A 23,402-nucleotide genomic window follows, 5' to 3' on the forward strand; every position below is an offset into this window, starting at 1 on the left:
AATCACACCGGGTCGTGCCGGATGTTCTCCGCCGGGGTGCCCGCAGCCCGCATCGCGGCGGCGATGTCCGTCACGATGTCGTCCGGACCGGCGATGAGCACGTCCCGGTCCTCCCAGGTGCCGTAGCCCGGCACGACCTCCGCCAGGGAGCCGGTCTGCCGCATGTGCAGGCCGCGCGGGGCGGTCGAGTGCTCGGTGGGGCGCACCCACCACGGGTCGACCTCTCGGGTGACCACAGGGGTGACCGACAGCCATGGCGCTCCCGCCACCAGTTGCCAGAGGCCCCGGAGATCGTAGAGTTCGCCGGGGCTGTCCGCCCCGAAGAACAGGTGCACCCGACGGTCCCCGCCGTGCATCAGCATGTCCAGTATGAGCGCGCGCAACGGGGCGAGGCCCGTGGAGTGGGCGACCATAAGGATGTCGCGGGACCCATCGGCCGACAGTGCCCCGAGCGGAGAACCGATCCGCCAGCGGTCACCCGGTTCCGGGAACGCCAGGAGGCGTCCGATGGTGTCATCCCGGTCCGCGAAGACATGGAACTCCACCTGGCCGAAGTCGTTGGCCGGAATCGACGGCGACAGGTGCCGCCACAGCCCACGGGTCGTCGTGTCACTGGTGACGGGAAGATACTGTCCCGCGGCATAGGGCAGCGGCGACTGCGCGATCAACCGGACGACGGACACCCGGGCGCACCGCCGCTCGACCTCGACGACCTCGGCGGGCCAGGAATCCGGGACTCCGGCGACGTCGCATTCCGCGGCCGCCTCCGCCATCACCCCGAAGCACCGGGCGATCGCGGTATCGGCACCGGCGACGAGCTCCGGCGGGAGGTTCGCGATGATCCGTCCCACCTCCTCCCGCGCGGCGCCGGCCAGCGACGCGTAGTGCGCCGTGGGCATCCGGTACCGCCGGTTCTCCCGTCCCAGTTGCGCGAGAATGGTGCGCACCCGCCCGGGGAGGGATCCGTCGACGGGGGTGTTGGTCAGGACCCAGTCGAGCACCGTCGGCAGATCCGCGTGCACGTCGTGACTGTCGACCGGGAACAGCTCCCGGTCGCTCGGGTGCTCCCGGAAGAAACGCGCGTTGACCCCCTCGCGGAAGCTCTCCGCGTGGATGCGCAGCCGGATCGCCACCGGCTTCAGGGTCTCATGGTGCACACGTGTCATTGTGCCCCAGAAAACACGTGTCCCCGCACCGGTCACCCATTTTTCGGTGGGATCCGTGGTGCGGGGAGTGCGTGCGGGGTGGCCTAGTAGTACTCACCCTGGCGGTAGTCCCAGCTCAGGAAGAACTCGGAGAGGTTGTTCATGATGCGGTCGCCGTCCAGGCCGTTGCGGATCAGGACCGGGCACGGGGTGACGGAGCGCTCGCCCTTCTGCTCGGGGACGAGGTTGCCGTCCTTGTCCACCAGGGAGACCATGACGCCCTGCTCGTGGCGGGAGTCCTCGTCCTTGTCGGGCTGGATCGACGCGACGTAGTCGTCGGCGGCGACGATGTAGTCGGCCTTGGACTCGATGCGCTCGCCGATGAACGCGACCTGGCCGCGGTTGCCGATGCCGGAGGGGTTGGCGGAGGATGCGAAGGTGACCTTGCCCTGCTCCCAGTTCTTCGCCGCGATCTGCTCGGCGGGACGGCCGAAGCGGATGACGAAGCAGCTGGTGCCGCGGCCGTCACGGGCCAGCTCGCGCACGGTGTCGTCGGGCATCTTCGCGATGGCGTCCTCACGCCAGGGCAGGATGCAGCCCAGCAGGATGTCCTGCTCCCAGTGGCGCTCGTAGAACGCGATGACCTCGTCGTTGACCTGGGCCAGCTCCTTCAGCTCGTCGATGCTCGCGCACAGAACGACGGCGGGCTTGTTGCGCTTGCGCTGCTTGGCGTCGAACTTGCGCTCCAGGCCCTCGCCGTCGGTGGCCATGAGGATGTAGCCGACCTTGGTGGCGCAGACGATCAGACCGCCGTCGACGGAGATCGCCTCGAAGGCCTCGGGGATGATCTCGCCGGTCCACTGGGTTTTGGGCGTTGCTTCTGCCATTTTCTTCGGTGTCCTTTCTTCGGGCCACTGCGATGGGCGCGGCGGTGGTCGCGACCGCGCCGGTGTTTCAATATGTGGAATGTGATTCCTACTATATGGGATTGATGCTCGGTGGGCAATGTGGGGGATCGGAGGAGGGGAGGTGCGGGTCGTTCCTGTGGGGCGAGTGGCGGGCCGGCGTGGGGCGGGCGGCGCAAAGTTGAGTCCTCGACTATAAAGGTGGCGAGCCGAAAAAAGTTTGAGTTGAGTGGAACAGACTCAACCCTTGTGACGTTGTACGGAGTGAAAGGCCGGTCCCCGGGAAATAGACCAGGGTCGACCGGCGACAGAAAAAGCTCACGACAAAACGACACGGAAAAAGAAGGGACAGACGGAGAACATGAGTTCTTTCAACCCCACCACCAAGACCCAGGAGGCGATGCAGGCCGCCCTGCAGGCCGCCTCCGCCAACGGCAACCCGGACATCCGGCCCGCCCACCTGCTCGTCGCCATCCTCGACCAGACCGACGGCATCGCCGCCCCGGTCCTCAAGGCCGCGGGCACCGACCCCGACACCGTCCTCGCCGAGGCGAGGACCCTCGTCGCCGGTTACCCGAAGGCCCAGGGTGCGAACCTGGCGAACCCGAACTTCAACCGGGACGCCCTCAACGCGCTCACCGCGGCCCAGGAGCTCGCCGGCGAACTCGGCGACGAATACGTCTCCACCGAGGTACTGCTCGCCGGAATCGCCCGCGGCGCCGGCGAAGCCGCCGACCTGCTGAAGAAGCACGGCGCGACCTACGACGCCATCAAGGGCGCCTTCACCACAGTGCGCGGCTCCACCAAGGTCACCACCGAGGATCCCGAGGGGCAGTTCCAGGCCCTGGAGAAGTACTCCACCGACCTGACCAGGCTCGCCCGCGAAGGCAAGATCGACCCCGTCATCGGCCGTGACTCCGAGATCCGCCGCGTCGTGCAGGTCCTGTCCCGCCGCACCAAGAACAACCCGGTGCTCATCGGCGAACCCGGCGTGGGCAAGACCGCCATCGTCGAGGGCCTGGCCCGCCGCGTTGTCGCCGGCGACGTGCCCGAGTCCCTGCGCGGCAAGACCCTGGTCAGCCTCGACCTGGGATCCATGGTCGCCGGCGCGAAGTACCGCGGCGAGTTCGAGGAGCGCCTCAAGGCGGTGCTCGACGAGATCAAGAACTCCGACGGACAGATCATCACCTTCATCGACGAGCTGCACACCATCGTCGGCGCCGGAGCCACCGGCGACTCCGCCATGGACGCAGGCAACATGATCAAGCCCATGCTCGCCCGCGGTGAACTGCGCCTCGTCGGCGCCACCACTCTCGAGGAGTACCGCAAGTACGTGGAGAAGGACGCCGCCCTCGAGCGCCGCTTCCAGCAGGTCTACGTCGGCGAACCCTCCGTCGAGGACGCCATCGGCATCCTCCGCGGACTGAAGGAACGCTACGAGGTGCACCACGGCGTCCGCATCCAGGACTCCGCGCTCGTCGCCGCCGCGACCCTGTCCGACCGGTACATCACCTCCCGATTCCTCCCCGACAAGGCCATCGACCTCGTCGACGAGGCCGCGTCCCGCCTGCGCATGGAGATCGACTCCTCCCCGCAGGAGATCGACGCCCTCGAGCGCGTCGTCCGCCGCCTCGAGATCGAGGAGATGGCGCTGTCCAAGGAGAAGGATGACGCCTCGAGGGACCGGTTGGACAAGCTCCGGCAGGAACTCGCCGACGAACGCGAGAAACTGAACGAGTTGAAGGCCCGCTGGACCAACGAGAAGTCCGCCATCGACAAGGTCCGCGGTGCGAAGGAGGAACTGGAGCGCCTGCGCCAGGAATCCGAGATCGCCGAACGCGACGGCGACTACGGTCGCGTCGCCGAACTGCGATACGGGCGCATCCCTGAGTTGGAGAAGGAGGTCGCCGAAGCGGAGAAGGGCGTGGACAATCCCGGTGAGAACCAGCTGCTCACCGAGGAGGTCACGCCCGACGTCATCGCCGAGGTCGTCTCCGCGTGGACCGGTATCCCCGCGGGCAAGATGATGCAGGGCGAGACCGAGAAACTCCTCGCCATGGAGAGCGTCCTGGAGAACCGCGTAGTCGGCCAGTCCGAGGCCGTCGAGGCCGTCAGTGACGCCGTGCGCCGCTCCCGGGCCGGGGTCGCCGACCCGAACCGGCCCACCGGCTCGTTCCTCTTCCTCGGCCCCACCGGCGTCGGTAAGACGGAGCTGGCGAAATCGCTGGCCGAGTTCCTCTTCGACGATGAACGCGCCATGGTCCGCATCGACATGTCCGAGTACGGCGAGAAGCACTCCGTCGCCCGGCTCGTCGGTGCACCTCCCGGATACGTCGGATACGACGCGGGCGGCCAGCTCACCGAGGCCGTCCGCCGTCGCCCCTACACCGTCGTGCTGTTCGACGAGGTGGAGAAGGCGCACCCGGACGTGTTCGACGTGCTGCTCCAGGTCCTCGACGAGGGTCGGCTGACCGACGGCCAGGGCCGTACCGTGGACTTCCGCAACACGCTGCTCATCCTCACCTCCAACCTGGGTGCCGGTGGCACGAAGGAACAGATGATGGACGCGGTGAAGCACACCTTCAAACCCGAGTTCATCAACCGCCTCGATGATGTGGTCACCTTCAACCGGCTCTCGGAGGAACAGCTCACCCACATCGTGGAGATCCAGGTCCGGCAGCTCGCCGCACGACTCGCCGCCCGCCGCCTCGTCCTCGAGGTCGACGACCCGGCGAAGGCGTGGCTCGCCGAGCGCGGCTACGACCCCGCCTACGGTGCCCGCCCGCTGCGCCGCCTGATCCAGCAGGCCATCGGCGACCAGCTCGCGAAGGAACTCCTCGCCGGCACCATCGTCGACGGCGACACCGTGCAGGTCACCCTCGCCGAGGACGGCGAGACGCTGGACGTCGCTCCGGTACGCTGACCAAACGCCGTATGTGATGCCCCGCCCGCCCCACAGGGGCCGGCGGGGCATCTGTGCATCCGGGCCGGTGTACGGCTGGTCAGCCCGTGGCGATAGGAGGGGACCGACTTCATCGGCAGTGGTCCTTACCTACCCGGATGGTGGGTGAGCAGGTCTACTGTGCGACTAAAGTGAAATCCTTTACCACAGGGGGAACGGCCCGGCGTAACGAACTCCGCTGATGATCGTGACTCAACGTGAAGGAGGATCACGCACTGGGAGTATTACCGCAGTCGGCGTAACCTCTGGCTGGGACTTCCTTTCGCGCTTCTTTCAGCAGCGCTGATCGGCAACGGGGGGGGAGAGAGAGCATCTTCCGCGAAATGAAGCAGGGCCGGTGGTGGCGTTTTTTGGGGGGATACGCTGCCGGGGGAATACCTTTCGTCGTCGGTATCTGTGTCGTGTTTCGCACGACGATTCCGTTGAAAACAGCTGCCCAGGATGCGGCGGAGAAAGCAGGGCGGCTGTTCTGAACCATGTTTCGGGGGAGCTTGCCGCGGGTTTGTTCACCGGCGGTGGAGTTGCACCATCCGTCTGGGCGACCCATCGCCGATCCCTTGAACAACAGGAGCGGGAGGATCGACGGCAGAACCGGAGATTGGAATCCGAGTTGGTTCGCGAGTACGAGAGGCTGGAGGCGGAATCACTTCGTGAAAGTCAGCAGTTGTCGGTTCAGCAACGACATGACCTCTCACAGAAACTCGCGGTCTCGATCGGCATCTTTCGCATAATGACGTTACGGTTCGAGCGGTCGCAGTGTCCGAGATGGTTTTCCGGATTGATTAATGGTTTTCCTCGAAAAGTCCGAAAAGGAAGTGGTTGCGGCCACTCACGATTCCGGAGAAGAATCTAAGATCGCAGAACTGGAAGGTGAGAATCGCCGACGATGCCAGGAGATGTTCCATCTTGCATGCCGATCGGATCTCCGTGGAAGCCAGTTTCAGAGGTGAGAACGGGGGAGCAGGACCGTGTCTGGTAGATGGTGATCAGGGTTGTTTCGCTGGTGTGGATCTTTCCGGGATGGTGGTTCCGGAAGATCATGCGCCCGATGCTCGTCTGAAAGGGATGAAGCTGTGGGGCGCCCATTCGGAGGGGGGGGCGGATCTGCGTGGCGATCCTTTGGGGTGCTCACTTAAAGGGAGCCGCTCTCGCACCTTGCACCTTTGACGGCGTCACCCAATGGCGGGATGCGATCCACAGTCCGCTCATGATCTTCCCCGAAGGTTTCGATCCGGAAGCTGAAGGCATGAAACCGGTTGATGATCCGGAGCCGGAACATCAATAAGCAAGTTATCCTTCATGGATTTTTCCGCTCGATGTAGCAGGTGGCCTTCGGCAAGTGCGTGTATAAACGCGGGTTCGTCAGGAGTGGCGCGTCCAGGAACGATCCATCGCGCCCGCACCATCGTTGATCAGGTCGTTTGTCACGTCATCAGCGCTCAGCAGCTCCCGATCAAGTTCCGCCGACATCCGGGCCTGTGCTGCCGACGCACGTACCGTTTCGATCCGCTCCCAGCCTGAACTGTACTGCTTTTCGTCCATTTTTTCGGTGGGTGCTGTGGCGGGTTTTACCCATGATGATGCGCACCTTTTCTGACCATGCTGCACATGTTGACTACGGTGTGGTGTTGATTGTGCCAGTGGTGGTTGGTCATATCGTCACCCGCGTAAAATGGCCACCGCGGTATGCCGTGGGTGAAGTGGCGGTCAGCACCAAAGAATTCGGTCAGCTCGTGGTGCAGGGCAGGGGGCAGACGGCTGTAGGGCTAGTGCGATTCTTCACGGCGCAGACCTTCTCGAGGTATCAGTCAATCGGCATTTTACGAGAGAGGCTTTTGCACCTATTCACACCGGGGCACGATCATGGTCCGTAAGAACCCGCAGCCGGTCTACGATGGTTGGGGGAGGTGTAAACCGGTCGAATTCGTGGGTGCCTGTTCCCGGTGGGTTCCTGGTCGATGAGTCACTTGCCGCCACAGCGCGCGTGCTATTTTTCGCCAGAATCGTGCCGCCTCAGGGGAGCAGTTCAGCGATGGTCCGGGCCCTTCTCGTATGCACTTCGGGCAACATAGAAATGAAAGTCCCACCTATCGTACGTAGTAGGTGGGACTACAAATGTTATTACATATAAAAGTAGGGCCAGCCTTACTAAAGACTAAGGTCCTCTATTCATCGGGAGGATCCCGATGAAAACAGTTATCTTGGGCGACGCAGCAAGACTTAAAAAGCAAGATGACTCTCCGACGCCCTGCTGTTCGAATGACGACCTCACCCCTATTCCGCGGCCGCGAGAATGTTATTTCCGAATTCAACCATACGGTGAAGCGCTTGCTGCAGTGGTCTCCCGCCAGGCAATCGGTAGGTTGAAACTATCCGGGAGCCGAGCTGCCGCCAGGGATGACCTCGACTTCGAACGGCGACCCGTTCAGTGGGCCCAAACGTGCACAAATCTTATCGCTTCCGTCATGAACCACTACCTCTGTACTGTGGCCGAGTAGTTTCTTCGTCAACTTGTAACGCATCCGTACGGCTAGTGGTTCGCCGATCTTCACCAGAGCCAGATCACCTCCCCAACGGCCTTGTGTCACCACCCCGTCACAGCACACCACGGGGCGAGTGAATGCCTGATGGAATCCGAAGATAGAGATGAAGCGGTTCGGGCGAATGTCGGCCTTGACCGCCACGAAATCATCCAGGACAGCGGGCTCCGTAGGTGTGGAGAGAACTGAAATGTGACTGTAGCGAGGAGGCGGTGTAATTATGGCTAGGCAGCAGCCAATCATAATTAGAGAAAAACTGACGAGACCCATACTAAGGATAATGCCGCCTTGCAGGGTAACAACTAAGGTGAATGCGGATCGCCGCATATTGGCGGTGCCGATAACATTGATCGCAATCAACAATTCCAGTACCGTAGGCATCCATGTAGCCACTGCCAAAACCCAGCCTTTCTCGAAGGTTCCAGATGTTTCGAGAACCTGGAACCAGTCACCAGCAGAAGCATTATTCACTATATCGTGGAGAGCGGTTCCATTTTCCCAGTCGGCAATACCGAGCTTGGCAAACACAGCACCGGCGTAAAGAAAACACAACTGGATGCGCCCGAAAATGATCGCGCCTCTGCTGATTCCCTGTAAGTGGGGCGGAATGCTGTCGATATCAAGGTTTGTGAGGTAGCAATTGCGCCTTTTGTCACTTAAACTCACAACCGTAAGAACGCCAACAAAAATGAGAGCTACAGATTCTCCACTGTCCGGAAGCGTGATTGCAGTCGATATTGTGTAGGTGATGTAGAGATGTAGGATTCCGGTCCAACGCGGATAGAAGCCACTTATCACCAGGATCAGCCCAAACGCAATCACCACGTCAGCCAGGGACAAATGCTCCTTACCAACCACACAGTACAGACCGGCCTGACTCCAACTTTGGCAGTGAGGGCCGAACGGTTGTGGACCAATCGCCGCAAACCGTGCCTCTTGTGAGGTAAAGAGAACGAAGATCAATTGTGTGACAGCGATGATTGCTCTGCCAATTGAAATGAACCTGGATTGGATATTCGCAGATTGAATTATCGCGTCTAGCCTTGCCGATGATTTTACTTTGATCATTGTCGCATCTTTATCAATCATCTCATATCGCCCGTACCTTCGCAGCTTCCTCGATCCGGTGTTGATCTGTAATTATTGATCGATGTGCCCGAAGGATGATGTGGGGCGAGGTAATTACCCGTCTCCACATATTGTTTACATTGACGACATGTTCCCAAATTGTTCAGGCGTTATCTGTTGCGCAGCTTTCAGGCACGACGAAAAACCATAGACGCAGTCCCGTCGTCCGCCATCTCGGATCTGTGAGACAGTTCTGGCAATCTCAGGCCCTTGGGTGCGTTGATTCCCAGATATACCACTAGTGCTCCAGTGGTGACTCCAACGATCTGAGCGCCGGGTCCACCATCAGACAGATCCCGGCCCCTCCACCCGTCGTACCCCGTACCTCACTATTCCCGCTCTTACGCCGGCCCGGCTCCACCTCCGCACCCCATCCCCCGACACCGGAACTTGACTACCCTGGGTGGTATGAGTCTTCTGATAACGCCCACTGAACTCGCCGATGGAATGCAGACCGGAATCAAGACGACGCTCCTGGCGTCGATGTGGTTGCCCGGCCCCGAAGATGCCGGCTTCGAGTACTACCGCGGTAAGCACATTCCGAACTCGATCTTCTGTGATCCGGCGCGTGCGTTGGCCGCTGCCCCGTCGAGCAAACTGGGCCGGAATCCATTGCCCGATCCGGTGGTCCTGCAGAAGTGGTTCGAAAGGTGGGGTCTGAACGACAAGCACCGCGTCGTCGTCTATGACGGCGGCCGCGGTCTCATGGCGGCGCGTGCATGGTGGATCCTCACCTGGGCCGGTGTGCCGGACGTCCGGATCCTCGACGGTGGTCTCGCGGCGTGGATCAAAGAGGGGCGCCGACACGCCGGCGGTCCGGGAAACCTGCCGCAGAAGTGCACACTCCGGGTGAACCCGGGACAGCTGCCCGTGGCGACCATTGATGAGGTGAAGAATTTCGACGGCCTGCTGCTCGATGTACGGGAGGAGAACCGGTTCCAGGGTCGTAAGGAGCGCCTCGACCTCAAGGCCGGTCACATCCCGGGAGCGGTGAACCTCCCGACCCGCCGACTTACCCGCGAGGATCATACTCTGCGTAGTCCGGAGGAGATCCGTGCGGAGTTCGAGGCCGTCGGAATGGATGATCCGACCAAGGTGATCATCTACTCGGGATCGGGCCTTCACTCCGCCCTGGCGGTCGAAGCGATGCATCATGCCGGTATGCCGGGGGCCGCGGTGTACATCGGTGGCTGGTCGCAGTGGTGTGCAACGCCGTCCAACCCCGTGGCGACCACGGTCTGATTCTCTCTGGAAATCTGAGTGCCCCATCCGATCCTCGCTGATCGGATGGGGTACTTTTTGTTTCCGGGTCGTGCATGGGTAGGGGACGGCAGCGCGTAAGGTCCGCGGGCCCAGGGGCGGTGAAGCGATTGGAACGGGGAGAAGGGGCGCAGATGTTCCACCCGCATGGTGGTTGTCGGATGTGTGGAGGTCGTCCATCCCGGGGGAAGAAAATGGAGCGTCGGCCGTGGTACTGATTGGGGCCCTCGTTTTCCATATGCCGGGCTGTCCGTGTCTCGGAATTGGTGATCCTAGTGGAGGCGAGTGAACGGAGATAGCCTTTTTCTGGGATTCTTCTGAGGCATTCGGTGCAGGTGATCGGATTTTTCGGCTCTCCCGACTTCACAATTATTCTGGGAGATATTGTTTTGAGGGGTATTGGGTTTGTCGCCTGTGGCATTCCTGTGGATAAAGTAGTCCTTGAATAAGGGTCTTCTATCTGTTTTCTTCCTCATCCTGTGACCGAAGAATCCGGTGCCCGGGAGTCTCACTCGATAAAGATCAGGGGTCTTATCTATGTCAACGTTGCATCCATCGTTCACTGGATCGCCGGGGCTAAGCATGCCCATTCGTCACGCTGTGCGGAGCATCGCCGCTCTGATCGCGGTTATCTGCGTGATGCTCGCGCTACTGGCGATGCCCGCCAGATCCGAAGCAGAGCCGGTGGAGACCGCCGGTCCGTCGTCGCCAGCCGAACCTCAGGCAGTCCCGGCTGGCGACAGTGATTCAACGGTCGGAGACGATAATGTCCTCGAAGTCCCCGACTTGCTTCTCGAGCCTTCGGATGTCGACGCACCGGTGGTCGCACCGCTCGCGGCTACAGCGTTACCGGAAGGAAATACCGTCGTCCCCGGGGAGAACGGCTCGGCTCTCGGTGTGACCCTCACCCAGGTCTCCGCAGGAAAAGGGCAGGGGCCTGATGTTTCGTACCCCTGCGGCATCAACGTGAAACACGGTTTTCCCGAGGAGGAGTCCGATGAGACGACGACCGACGGAAACGTATGCGCCGGTGACTCCGCGCAGTACTCTCTCACGCTGAGCAAGACGGCATCGAACGGTCCCGCGACGTTCCTCATCAACCTGAACTGGATCGATGTCGGAACAGGTGAACCCGCATCGATGCGGAACATACCGACCCAGATAGTGACGACCTCGGGACAGAACGGAGTTGTCATCAGACCCATCTCCTCGAGCAAGGTGGAGGTCACCTTCGAAAACAGTGAACCCTATTCGGTTACGGTACCGGTCAACGTCAGTGCGAGTCCCTTCGATTACACGGAGACCTACAGGTTGAAGGGTAAGTTCCACCTGAGCGGTACGGTCACGCCGGTCGTTTCGGACGATGACTCCGCCGTTCCGCCGATTTCCACCGATCCGGTCCCCCTCGATTCCGACAAGGACCTGAACATCCTCAGGATCGAGCGCTTCGACCTCGGTGTGGCAGACACCAGTGTCGCACCCTCCGACGTGGTCATCAACGGCAGATCCTACCGGGCGATCAGCGCGCAGCCCGGCATTACCCATCTCTACTACCCCGGATACAGCGCGGCGGGTCTGAATGGTAAGAACGGGGCGAAGCTCCCGAAACAGCTGCTGAAGTACGTTCTCGATGCCGATTCGCTTCCGGAGGGCGTGGATCCCGGTCAGGTACTGGCCTCCTTCGACGGCGGTGATCCGGTTCGCGCGGACTTGGATGGCGGGAGCCCCTACGTCGTGGGTGAGATCAGCGGTTCCTACTTCCTGCCCAGCGTCTCCTACTCCCGGTACCCCTCCTTCCGGTTCTTCATCCCCACAGAGAACCTGCCCAAGGAGGACGGCATCGAGATCTCCTCGAAGTTCCTTGCGATCGACGGCGAACACAACCCCATGAAGGTCAGGGGCCCCTCCGGTGAAGAGTCGGCGTTTCCCGAATTCGCGGGAAACGCCGACTTCGGTGACGACGAGGTTGATCCCGGATCCAACATGGGAAGAGACTTCTCCACCCAGAACACTGAAGCGGGACTCAAAAAGGGGTCGAACGCGAACTACCCCAACAACAACTGGGTCAGGCATACACTGAATCTCAGTGAATATGAGTGCGCTGAGGGCGAGGACTGCATCTCGACCAAGGTCGACCAGAATTACGGTCGTGGCCCGGTGGATGAAGCCACCGGTAAGCGGGGTGCACTCCGTCGGGCGCCTGTCCAGCTCAAGATCAATCCTCTGCAGGCCCGGGACAACCCGCGGATCTGTGTGGCATGGAAACCTGGCTACCAGATCTTCGGGGGCGACAAGAGGATCCATGTCGGCTGGAACACGAAGGGCCGCCCTCGGCTGAACGAGGTGTATCCGAATGCGCGGGTGTACTTCACCAACAGGGACCTGGTCGGCGACGGCAACGGTGAACCGGACTGCTCGAAGGACAACTTCGTTCTCCCCGGTGACGAGGCCCTGGGGTCCTGGCGGTTGGCGAATGTGTTCGGACCGGGAACCGACTACCGTGACATCAGCGGGTTCCTCATCGAGATTGACGGTGACGGGATATTCACCAACCCTACAGCTCTCACCTACGATGTCGATGGATTCAACCCGGACAAGATCTCGGGAAATGAAGAGAAGATCAACGATGGCCGATACTATGTGACACGGAACTACATGCGGGTGGCATCCGGTGACGGGGAATACTCGCCCGCGGTCAGTGACGTCATCTACCAGCCGACGAAACCGACGGTATCCGTCGGACAGATGAATATGCCCGGCTGGTACGGTCCGTACAACAACACGAAGAAGAACACACCCGGACGGGGCAGGCAATCGGTCGAGGTCCGGTCCTACCCGAGAATCAAATTCACGGATGGTGTCACATCTGCGCTCAACGGGACCGACGAGAGTGGAGAACCCAACCGCTTCTACACCCGCGTATTCCTGTCCAAGTGTCTCAACGTCGATGCTGACGATCTTCCCCCGGGGGTGACCTACGTCCGTGGGACGGAACTGTCCCAGGACTACAACGACTGCGGGGTCAGCAAAGACCACTATCTTGAACGTTCCTGGCTGTTCGGTGACAAGGAGAACACCTCCGGTGACCCATTGAACGATCCCGCTCTGCCCGTGGGTTTTGCGGAACGCGTGAAACGGGAGTCCGACTGGCTTGTCTGGCGGAACAATGAACCACCGGTGTTCTCGGCAGAGGTCGAGACCCCCGCCTGGGCACTTCCCGGACAGGAGTTCCCCATCCTGGTGGAATCCTTCGGTACCGGTATGGGACACCTGAAGGACCCTTCCGCCGGGGCAGAAGATCGCTGGATAGACAGGGGATACGTCGATCCGGAGGCGTACTACCCCTGGAACGGGAACTCGATCCGGGGCACGATCGTCGTGCCGCGGATCGATGTCCTCAGCGCGGACAAATCCGTGGTGGAAGATGAGGTTCCACTGAACTCGGACGTGGCGTTCATCACGACGGTGTCGAACGACAGTGCGTTGTCCTACCCGGCATTTGAGTACATCGATGTTCTACCGTACGACGGCGATGGGCGGGGCAGCAGATACCACGGCACATACACCCTGAAATCCGCGGCACGGCTCGCTGAGGGGCAGCCGGAAGTGGAAATCTACTACACCACCGATGATCCGGCAACCGTCTCAGCGTGTCCCGAATCGGCGACCCACGACGACGAACGTGCCGCCTGTGGTGCCTTCTCGCGCCAGGACGGTGGACGGCCTATCGATGCCGATCCGAGCGCCGGGACCACCTGGAAGGTACTCAGCCCTGAGGCCATCGAGGCGCAGCATGCGCCCGGCGGCAAGCGGATAACGGCGTTGAAGTACCGAGGAGGGAAGTTGGAATCGGGTGAATCATCCCAGATCAAGGTCGTCCTCCAAACTGAGGGGAACCACAATCGGGACATCTACGTAAACAGGATGGGGATGACCGTTCTCCCCGCAGAGGGTACATCGAATCCGCCGATTCCGGCACCGGACCCAGTCCACGCCGAGGTCTACTCCGGGCAGATCACCGGAATCGTGTACAACGACGTGGAGAACACCGGCGGCAGGGCCCCCGACGATGATCCACGTGCGGGTGTCACCGTCCGACTCCTTGATGGTGACACCGTCATCGCCACTGCCGTGACCGATGAGCAGGGAAACTACGATTTCGACAATCTCGTCCCCGGAAACTACACGGTCCAGATCGTCGTCCCGAACGGGATGGAGGTGACCCAGTCAGGACGCAACCCGTCCAACAACGGCAGCATTGAGGTCACCGGTCTCACCGTTCCCGCGGATCGGCGGGTGCTGATCGACAACATCGACTTCGGGCTCTTCGCTCCGCGTCCGGAGATCACCCTCGACAAGAGCGTCAACGGTGGCGACACCGCGGCTCTCGTCGTCAACGACAGGGCTTCATTCACCGTCACCGGTGAGAACACCGGTAACACGGTCCTGACCGGCGTTAAGCTGACAGACGACTGGAGTGCCGGGGATCTGGGCCTGACCTGCGTCATCGAGAACGCGGCCGGCACGCCCTACACCGGTGACGCCGCAGCGGCACGCGGAGATCTCCTCTCCGCCGATGGCGCGACCCTGGACCCGGGCGACACCTACTCCTGCACGTCCACCCATACAGTGGCCCAGCCGGACATCGACGCCCGCCGGACCCTGACAAACCGCGCAACCATCGCCGCGAACTACAAGGAAACTGCGGTCGGCCCCGTCGAGGACACCGTCACCGTCACCCTCCCCGATGACGCGGCGATCTCGATCGAGAAGTCCGTCGAGGACCAGCACGAGCCGTACATCGCCGGCGACGAGATCGTCTACCGGTTCACGCTCCGCAACGACGGATCGCTGACCCTCCACGACGTCGCCGTGACCGATCCGCTTCTCGGGGACACCCCGAACGACTGTCCGTCCACGCTCGCTCCCGGCCAGGAGGTGACCTGTTCCGCACAGAAGGCGTACACCGTCACCGAAGACGATGTCACGGCGAAAAGAATCGACAACACAGCGACTGTGACCGGCAAGAAACCCGGCGACAATGAGGTCGTCACCGACGATTCCTCCGTCACGCTCCGGGTCGGGAAACCCGGGATCGAGATCGAGAAGACCAACGACATCCCGGCCGGCAAGAAGCTCCGCAAGGATGACCCCGTTGTCTGGACGATTACCGTGACCAACACCGGCAACACCCCACTGAATAACGTCACGGTGACAGATAAAGTGCTGAAGGTGCGGGGAGTGGATCTCGAGTGCACCCCAGCTGTTCCGGCGGCAGGCATCACGCTCGCGGCGAACGGCGGGCAGATCGTCTGCACCGGGCAGGACAAGATCACCCAGGCGGACATCGACGCCGAGAAGACCCTCGTCAACACCGCTGGAACCAGTGGACGCTACGGCACCTGGGACGACAGCCCGACCGCGACAGCCGAGGTGGAGGTCAGCGACCTCGCCGGCATGACGGTCACGAAGTCGGTCATCGACCCGAAGCCGGAGTACACCTCCGGTGACAGGATCCGCTACCGGTTCGTCATCCGGAACACCGGTGACGTCACGTTGAAGAACATCAAGGTCACCGACCCCATGCTCGAGCAGGCCGGTGTCAACCTGAACTGCGCCACCACCGATCTGGATCCCGGCAGCGACATAGACTGCGAATCAGACGAGTACACGATCACCGCCGATGACGTCAGTGACGGCAAGAACAAGCTGGTCAATCACGTCGACGTCTCGGCACTGACTCCGGCCAAGGGACGTGCAGTCGCTGATCCGGATGGCTCGGACGCCACCGTCAACGTCGGTATCCCGCACCTGACGGTTGAGAAGGAGAACATCACCAAGGCGATCAGAGGCACCCAGGACGTCGAGTGGAAGATCACCGTCTCCAACGACGGAACCACCGCGCTGGAGAACGTCACCCTGACCGACAAACTCGTGGCCGACTACAACGGAAGCATCACCTGCCCCGCGAACCAGGGCCTCGTCGACGGCACCGGTATCAGCATGGACAGCAGGAGCAACGCGGTGTGCACCGCCCGGATCACCCTCGATCAGGCGGCCATCGACGCCAACTACGGTGCCGATTCCATCACCAACACCGTGAGCGCGGCAGGCACCTTCAATGATCGGACCGTTCCCGCCGGGCCGGTCTCCGCAGCGGTCCCGATCACCCTTCAGGCGGGCCTCACCCTGGCCAAGACCGTGGTGGATGAGAAGAGCGTCTACGTCGCCGGCGACACCGTCGACTACACGTTCACCCTCGTCAACTCCGGAAAGGTGACGCTCGACCCGATCACGGTCGAGGACGCCGCACTCGGTGAGGTCAACTGTAAAGAGACCAGGCTCGCACCCACCGCATCGACAGAATGCTCGGCGACAGGACACGTCCTCACCCCCGAGGAAGTTGACACCGCGAGAACGGACACCGGTGGGATCTTCACCAACACCGCCACCGCAACCGGCACCGCCCCCGACGGGTCGAGGCACACTACGACGGACACCGCCGATGTGAAGGTCGGTTCGCCCGGGCTGCGCATCGAGAAGTCCGCGAATCCCACCACGGGGCTCGTCGCGGACCAGACGGTTACCTGGACCATCACGGTCACCAACACGGGAGACACCCCGGTGGACAACGTACGCGTCACCGACGACTTCATCGCCGGCCGGCCGGACGACACCATCAGCTGCCCCGCGGGATTCCTCGACGGTACCGCCACCCTGCCCGTGGGCGGCAGGCAGACCTGTACCGCGGTCACCAGAGTGACCCAGACGGACGTGAATTCCGGTGACGATCTGACCAACACCGCCACCGTCAGCGGCTCATTCCAGTCCGTCGATCTGCACGCCACCAACCCGGACCAGTCCGCCAGCGGAACGGTCACCCTCTCCCGGGCGGCCTCGCTCGCCCTGGTCAAGGGCAAGACCGATGACGGAGTTTCCGTCTACCGCGAGGGTGACACCGTCAACTACACCTTCACGGTGACGAACACCGGTGCCGTGAGCCTGGACGACATCGCCATCGTCGACCGGAAGCTGACCGACGCCGGTGTGGCCATCGACTGCGGTACCGGTGCGCTCGCTCCCGGAGACTCGAGGCTCTGCACGGCAGGCGACTACACCGTCACCGAAAAAGACGTCGAGGATGGAAGAGTGGACAATGCTGCCACAGCGACGGGAACGCCCCTCAACGGCGACCCCGCGGTCACATCCCCGGAATCACCGCTCACCCTCTCTGCCGGTGAACCCGCAATCGCGGTCACCAAGACCGCGTCACCGGAATCCGGGGTGAGGGCCGGCGACACAGTCACCTTCACTGTCACCGTGTCCAACACCGGAACCACCGTTCTGGAGAACGTCCGACTGATCGACACCCCCCTCGAACTCCACGGTACCAAGCTGAGCTGCTCCGGGGCCGAGGGCCTGACCACAGACCAGGGCATCACACTGCCACGGGGCGACAGCCGGACCTGCACCGCGACGGTGACCGCCACCCAGGATGATGTCGACAATGGCAACAATCTCGACAACACCGTGCAGGCGAGGGCCCAACTAGACGGTCGACCCGTCGACCCGGCCTTCGCGGAGGCGACCGCTGCCGTCGCCAATGACGCGAGCTTCACGTTCCTGAAGGGCGTCCGCGACGAAAAAGCCTACTATGTCGAGGGCGATGACGTCACCTACACCTTCCGGGTGCGCAACACTGGAAACCTGACCCTGGCGGACATCAGGATCAGCGACCCCCTGCTTGGTGCGGATCCGGCGATCACCTGCGCGGACACCGTCGACGGGGCCTACACATCCACCGAATCGTTCACCCTGGCACCGGGCTCCGAGAAGTTCTGCGAGGCGACCCACACGGTCACCGGGGATGAAGCGAAGGCCGGGCGCATCGACAACACCGCGACGGTCACCGCGCTCCGCGGCGACAACGGTGCCCAACTGCAGCAGCAGTCCAAGGTACAGATCAGTGCAGGCGTGCCGGAACTGTCCATGAACAAGTCCGCCGACAACCCGGACACCCCGCGTCGTATCGGCGACAACGTGACCTGGACCATCACCGTCAGGAACACGGGAAACACCCCGCTCGAGAACCTTCAGCTCGTCGAAGGGGTTCCGGACCACCACTTCAATGATCCGATCGACTGTGAGGACCTGTCCATCCTGGACGGGAAACTCGTCCTCGGCATCGGCAAGTCCGTGACATGCTCCATGTACTCCGTGGTCAAACAGGAGGACATGAACCACGATTCCACCTACACCAACTTCGTCGAGATAACCGGCGACTGGGGTGGGAAGAAGACCCAGGGCAGAGCCACGGCGAGCGTCAAACTGGTGAGTGAGCCCGCCATCGGTCTGACCAAGAGCGTCAGACCCGTGGACGGTGCCACCGGTGAGCACATCTACCTCGCCGGTGAAAAGGTGGAGTACGTCTTCAAGGTCCAGAACACCGGAAACGTCCGGCTCGATGGTGTGACCGTCGCCGATGACCGCCTCTCCGCGGGTGAATCCGTCGTCTGCGAGGACGCTGATCAGCCACTCGCGGTGGGCTCCGAACCACGGACCTGCACCGCGACACACACCGTCACCGAGGCAGAGGCGGACGCGGGGACGATCGTGAATACCGCGACCGCCTCAGGTACCCCGACCTCCGGTGACGACCCCGTCACCTCCCCGGAGGCCAACGTGACCGCGCGGACCGGTGTCCCCGGCATTACGGTGGACAAGACCGTCGCCGGACCCGATCCCGCGGCACCGGGCGACGTACTGACCTACACCGTCACAGTCACCAACTCCGGATCCACCCCGTTGGAGGGCGTCACACTCACCGACGACTGGCTCGCCGACCGCGGCGTCGAGCTGCGGTGCCCCGGTGCCACGGACCTGACCGGGGACACCGGCATCGCCATGACCCCGAACCAGGAGATCACCTGCACCGGTGTACTCACGGTGGACGGTCCCCGCGACGTTGATCCGGGAAAACCTCTGGTCAACACCGCCACCGTCGCAGGCACGTTCCGGAACATCCCGGTCACCGACAGCGACGACGCCACCGTGGAGGTCTCGAAGAACTCCGGCATCAGCATCGACAAGATCGTCCCCGCCAAGCGGCCGTTCTACGTCGTCGGAGACACCGTCGACTACCGCTTCACCGTCACCAACACCGGTGACGTGACCCTGCACAACGTGCGGATCAGTGATCCGCTGCTCGGCGACGGCACGGTCGACTGCCCCGACGGCGATCTGGCAGCCGGAGCGAGCGTCAACTGCACCGTCACCGAGGCCTACACCGTCGACGACGGTTCCGTCTCCGCGGCGGACACCGCGCAGCAGCTGCTGAACACCGCAACCGTCACCGCGGATCTTCCGGGCGGCACCCCCGTCACCCCGGCGTCCGACGGCGAATCGGTCACCATCGGATCCCCGGATCTGAGGGTGGAGAAGCGTGCCGAACGCACGACGAACGCCGACGGCACCGGATTCGTGGACGGAGACCCGGTCGTCTGGACGATCATGGTCACCAACACCGGAAACACCGAGGTCACCGGAGTCCGGTTGTCCGACGACCTCATCGGGGACGACGTCGCCGCCGCGGTCGCGGACGGAAAGCTCGTCTGCTCCGATCCGGCCATCGTCAGCGACGCCGGCGCCCGCATGCGTCCCGCCGGGTCCGTGACCTGCACGGTCACGACGACGGTGAACCAGGAGGACGTCGACAGGCAGGAGGAGATCATCAACACCGCGACCGTCACCGGCACCGCGGGCACGAAATCGCTCACGCCGCCCTCGGCGAGCGCCAAGGTGCCGGTGTCCGATGACGCGCGCATGACACTGACCAAGACAGTCGTCGGCGATCCCGGCCACGTCTACGTCATCGGCGACACCGTCTCCTACGACCTGAAGGTCATCAACACCGGTGACGTCACCCTCCACGACGTCCACATCACCGACGACCGGGTGGCCGCCGCCGGTGGGACGATCCCGTGCAACGACGTCACCGCGTCGCTCGCACCGGGCGGGGTCCGCACCTGTCGGGTCACCTACACAGTGACCGCCGACGATGTTCCGGCCGACGGCGGGATCATGACTAACTTCGCCAGCGTCACCGGGTCCATCCCGGCCTCCCCGGACCGCGCCATCACCGATGACGCCGAGGCCTCCGTCGATGTGGGCCGGTCCTCCATCGACGTCACCAAGACCGCGGTGGTTCGCGGCAAGTCCGCCGCCGCTCCGGTCGTCGCCGGAGACGTCATCGACTACACCGTCACCGTGACCAACAACGGTTCCACGGACCTCGACGGGGTCCACCTCACCGATCAGGTACTCGCCTATCACCGCGCCGACCTCGACTGCGGGGTCGATGCGGCGGGTCTCACCGGCGACGGAATCCGACTGGAGAAGGGGTCCTCCCGGACCTGCACCGGAACGATGACCGTCACCCAGGAGGACATCAACGCCGGTGGCGAGCTCGTCAACACCGTCACCGCGGAAGGCCACTACGAGAACAATCCGCCGGTCACCGACGAAGCTTCGGTCGGGCGGACGGTCTCCGACCGTGCGGCTATCACCCTGGACAAGCGGGTGAAGGATGCCGCCGGTCCCTACGTCCCGGGCGACGAGATCACCTACGAGTTCGAGATCGAGAACACCGGCGACGTCACCGTCACCGCCCCGACCGTCGATGATCAGGTCCTCGCGGACCGGAGCCTCTCCGTCGACTGCGGGACCGACACGGTCCTGAATCCCGGGGAGAAGCACGTCTGCACCGCCGGACCGGTGAAACTGGCCGAGACCGGAAAGATCGTCAACACCGCCACGGCCCACGCCACCACCCCCACCGGTGGCAGCGTGGACTCCCTGCCCGACACCGTCACGGTGACCGTCGGGGAGCCGGGGATCACGGTGCTCAAGACCGCCGACAGTTCCGGCCCGCTCAAGGTCGACGACGAGCTCACCTACGCGATCCTCGTCACCAACTCCGGTGGTACTCCTGTCGAGGGAGTCACGCTGTCCGATCCGATGCTCGACGCCCGGAACGTGGCCCTCGACTGCGGCGACCGCGGTGACATCACCTCGGGTGGCGTCAACCTGGCCGTGTCCGAACGGGTGATGTGCACGGCCACGGTCAAGGTCACGCAGGACGACCTCAACCTGGCCACCGACGGCACGCTGGTCAACACCGTCACCGCCGAGGGTTCCTACCACGGTCGGAAGGTACCCGGATCCGCCACGGTGTCCACGAAGCTGGATGTCCGGCCGGAACTCACCCTGGCCAAGAAGGTCGCCGAGCCTGACCGCCAGTACACCCCCGGTTCCGAGGTGGTCTACGGCTTCACCGTCACCAACACCGGAACCGTGGACGTCACCGGCATCACGCTGGACGATCCGAAGCTGAAGAACATCAGCTGTCCGGAGACCGAGCTCGGTCGCGGCGAGAGCATGGACTGCAGGGCCGACGCACTCGAGGTCGACGAGGAGACCGCCCGCAAGGGGGTTCTGCTCAACACCGCGACCGTCCGGGGTGAAACCCGCGCCGGTACGCCCGTCGAGGCCACCGACAGTGTCAGTGTTCTTACCGGTATACCGGGACTCGTCATTGCGAAGTCCTCCTCCACCGAGGAGGGCGTCGAGAAGGGTGACACGATCACCTGGACGATCCGCGTGCGCAACAGTGGAGGTACCCCGGTCGAGAACGTCCGGCTCAACGATCCGATGCTCGGCGGCGCTGAACTGACCTGCGTCCGCGGCGGAGAGGCCTGGACCAACGGGTCACGCCTCGCCGTCGGCCAGGTCGTGGAATGCACCGCCGAGACCACCGTCACCCAGGAACAGGTCGACGCCGAGAGCGGCATCGTCAACACCGCGACGGTCACCGGAGAATTCGGTGACTTCAAGATCGGTGAACTCACCGCGAAGGCGACGACACCGGTCAGTGCCCGCTCGGGCCTGACCGTCGCCAAGAGCGTCGTCGGGTACGAGGACGGGATGGTGTACCGTGCCGGTGACGAGATCACCTACCAGTTCGCCGTGACCAACACGGGCGCCGTCTCCCTGCGGGACATCGTCGTGGAGGACGCCCAGCTCGCCGCCGCGGGTGTGGAGATCACCTGTGACAACTCCACGCCGCTCAAGCCCGGCGAGACGCGTGTGTGCACCTCCGGTGCCTACACCGTCACCCCGGAGCAGGCTGAGGCCGGCACCGTGGTGAACACGGCGACCGTCAACGGCGTGACCCCGACGAAGGGAATCAACGTCACCTCGGAGGAGTCGGGGGTGTCGGTCCCCGCGGCCGATCCGCGCCTCGTCGTCGCCAAGTCCGCCGAGCCTACCGGGCCCGTCGCACCGGGCGACACCGTCACCTTCACGGTGTCGGTCCGCAACGAAGGCAACGCCGCGATCGAGGATCTGAAGATCACCGACCGGTGGCTGACCGACCGCGGGGTCACCCTCGACTGCGGGGATGCCGAGGCGCTCACCGGTGACGGACTGACGTTGCCGGCGGGTGAGGAGAAGTCCTGCACCGCGGAGATCACCGTCACCGACGCCGATCTCGCGGCGAGCGGCGACCTCGTCAACACCGCGACAGCGGCCGGTTCGGTCGGCGGACGCCCCGTCCAGGGCAACGAGTCCACCGCCACCGTGACGCTGAAGCGTGACGCGGCGATCACCGTGACCAAGGATGTCGTGGACCCGAAGGACACCTACCGGGTCGGGGACACCGTCACCTTCACCTACACGGTCACCAACACCGGAACGGTTCCCCTGACCGGTGTGACCGTGGTGGATTCCACGGTCCCGGGTGTCAGCTGCCCCGCCACGACGCTCGCCCCCGGCGAGTCGATGACGTGCACCTCGGCGCCCCACGTGATCACCGAGGAGGACGCGACGACCGGGACCTACGGTGGTCCGGCCACCGCGACGGGGACAATCCCCGAATCGATTGATCCGGACCGGGACGACCGCACCGTCTCGGCCACCGATTTCGCCGAGGTGAAGGTGGAGAAGGAGACCGGTTCCTCGGGAACGTCCTCCGGCGGCGGGATCATCCCGATCCCGATCCCGATACCGGTACCCGGCGCGAAGCCGAGCACCGGACCGCAGGATCCGACGGCACCGACGGCAGCGACCGCGCCTGAGGGCACGACTGGGACCTCAGGTACCTCGGATGGAACATCGGGTACCTCGGGTGCCACGGACGACGCGGCGAAGGGTCGCGGCACCACGAAGGGGCTGCCCGTCACCGGAGCTAACGTTCTGGTCGCCCTCGGTGTGGGCGGCGTGCTCGCACTGGCCGGGTTCGGCCTCGTGGCCGCGGCCCGCCGCAGGCGCCGCGACGAGCGGTAGCACCGTCCGACAGTGACCCGCCCACCTCCACCCGGAGGTGCGGCGGGTCCCGTCGTTCCGGGGGAGCGTGGCCCACCGGCGTATCCGTCACCGGAAACAACGGCGGATGTGCACGGGGCGG

7 protein-coding genes are annotated in these 23,402 nt (G+C 63.4%); 3 read left to right on the forward strand and 4 right to left on the reverse strand.

Features of this window, described 5'->3' with window-relative positions; all coding sequences use genetic code 11:
- Positions 1 to 2: 2 nt before the first annotated feature.
- Together JDV75_RS10850 and JDV75_RS10855 are read right to left on the reverse strand one after the other, a co-directional pair.
- Positions 3 to 1,157 (reverse strand): FAD-binding oxidoreductase, encoded by a 1,155-nt coding sequence (locus JDV75_RS10850; protein WP_198739263.1) that lies wholly within the window; start codon positions 1,155 to 1,157, stop codon positions 3 to 5.
- A gap of 92 nt (positions 1,158 to 1,249) precedes the next feature.
- Positions 1,250 to 2,032 carry an L-threonylcarbamoyladenylate synthase gene (locus JDV75_RS10855; protein ID WP_198739264.1) on the reverse strand — a complete coding sequence of 261 codons (783 nt, stop codon included), beginning with the start codon at positions 2,030 to 2,032 and terminating at the stop codon, positions 1,250 to 1,252.
- A gap of 379 nt (positions 2,033 to 2,411) precedes the next feature.
- On the opposite strand from JDV75_RS10855, the gene clpB reads away from it, so the two are divergent.
- A complete protein-coding gene (clpB, locus tag JDV75_RS10860) occupies positions 2,412 to 4,973 on the forward strand; it encodes an ATP-dependent chaperone ClpB (protein WP_198739265.1) in 2,562 nt (853 codons plus the stop codon).
- Positions 4,974 to 6,374: 1,401 nt separating this feature from the next.
- Here clpB and JDV75_RS10865 read toward each other — a convergent pair.
- The gene (locus tag JDV75_RS10865; protein ID WP_198739266.1) at positions 6,375 to 6,554 is read right to left on the reverse strand and encodes a hypothetical protein; all 180 of its coding nucleotides are present in this window, start codon (positions 6,552 to 6,554) and stop codon (positions 6,375 to 6,377) included.
- Positions 6,555 to 7,381: 827 nt separating this feature from the next.
- Complete coding sequence (locus JDV75_RS10870; RefSeq protein ID WP_198739267.1) at positions 7,382 to 8,641, reverse strand: sporulation-delaying protein SdpB family protein; 1,260 nt, start codon at positions 8,639 to 8,641, stop codon at positions 7,382 to 7,384.
- A 447-nt stretch (positions 8,642 to 9,088) separates the two neighbouring features.
- Between JDV75_RS10870 and JDV75_RS10880 the strand changes: the two genes are divergently transcribed.
- Entirely contained in the window at positions 9,089 to 9,922 is an 834-nt protein-coding gene (locus JDV75_RS10880) for a sulfurtransferase (RefSeq protein WP_198739268.1), read from the forward strand.
- 600 nt (positions 9,923 to 10,522) lie between these two features.
- Positions 10,523 to 23,281, forward strand: coding sequence for a DUF7507 domain-containing protein (locus tag JDV75_RS10885; protein ID WP_198739269.1), 12,759 nt, complete (start codon positions 10,523 to 10,525; stop codon positions 23,279 to 23,281).
- The last annotated feature ends 121 nt before the right edge of the window (positions 23,282 to 23,402 follow it).

The sequence above is a fragment of the Corynebacterium meridianum genome (assembly GCF_016342265.1).
In the GTDB taxonomy this organism is placed as follows: Bacteria; Actinomycetota; Actinomycetes; order Mycobacteriales; family Mycobacteriaceae; genus Corynebacterium; species Corynebacterium meridianum.

Bases quoted from the DNA above. Each gene is read 5' to 3' on its own strand.
- JDV75_RS10855 (WP_198739264.1), bottom strand. From the start codon at position 2,032: ATGGCAGAAGCAACGCCCAAAACCCAGTGGACCGGCGAGATCATCCCC.
- JDV75_RS10865 (WP_198739266.1), bottom strand. From the start codon at position 6,554: ATGGACGAAAAGCAGTACAGTTCAGGCTGGGAGCGGATCGAAACGGTA.
- JDV75_RS10885 (WP_198739269.1), top strand. From the start codon at position 10,523: ATGCCCATTCGTCACGCTGTGCGGAGCATCGCCGCTCTGATCGCGGTT.
- JDV75_RS10880 (WP_198739268.1), top strand. From the start codon at position 9,089: ATGAGTCTTCTGATAACGCCCACTGAACTCGCCGATGGAATGCAGACC.
- JDV75_RS10870 (WP_198739267.1), bottom strand. From the start codon at position 8,641: ATGATTGATAAAGATGCGACAATGATCAAAGTAAAATCATCGGCAAGG.
- clpB (WP_198739265.1), top strand. From the start codon at position 2,412: ATGAGTTCTTTCAACCCCACCACCAAGACCCAGGAGGCGATGCAGGCC.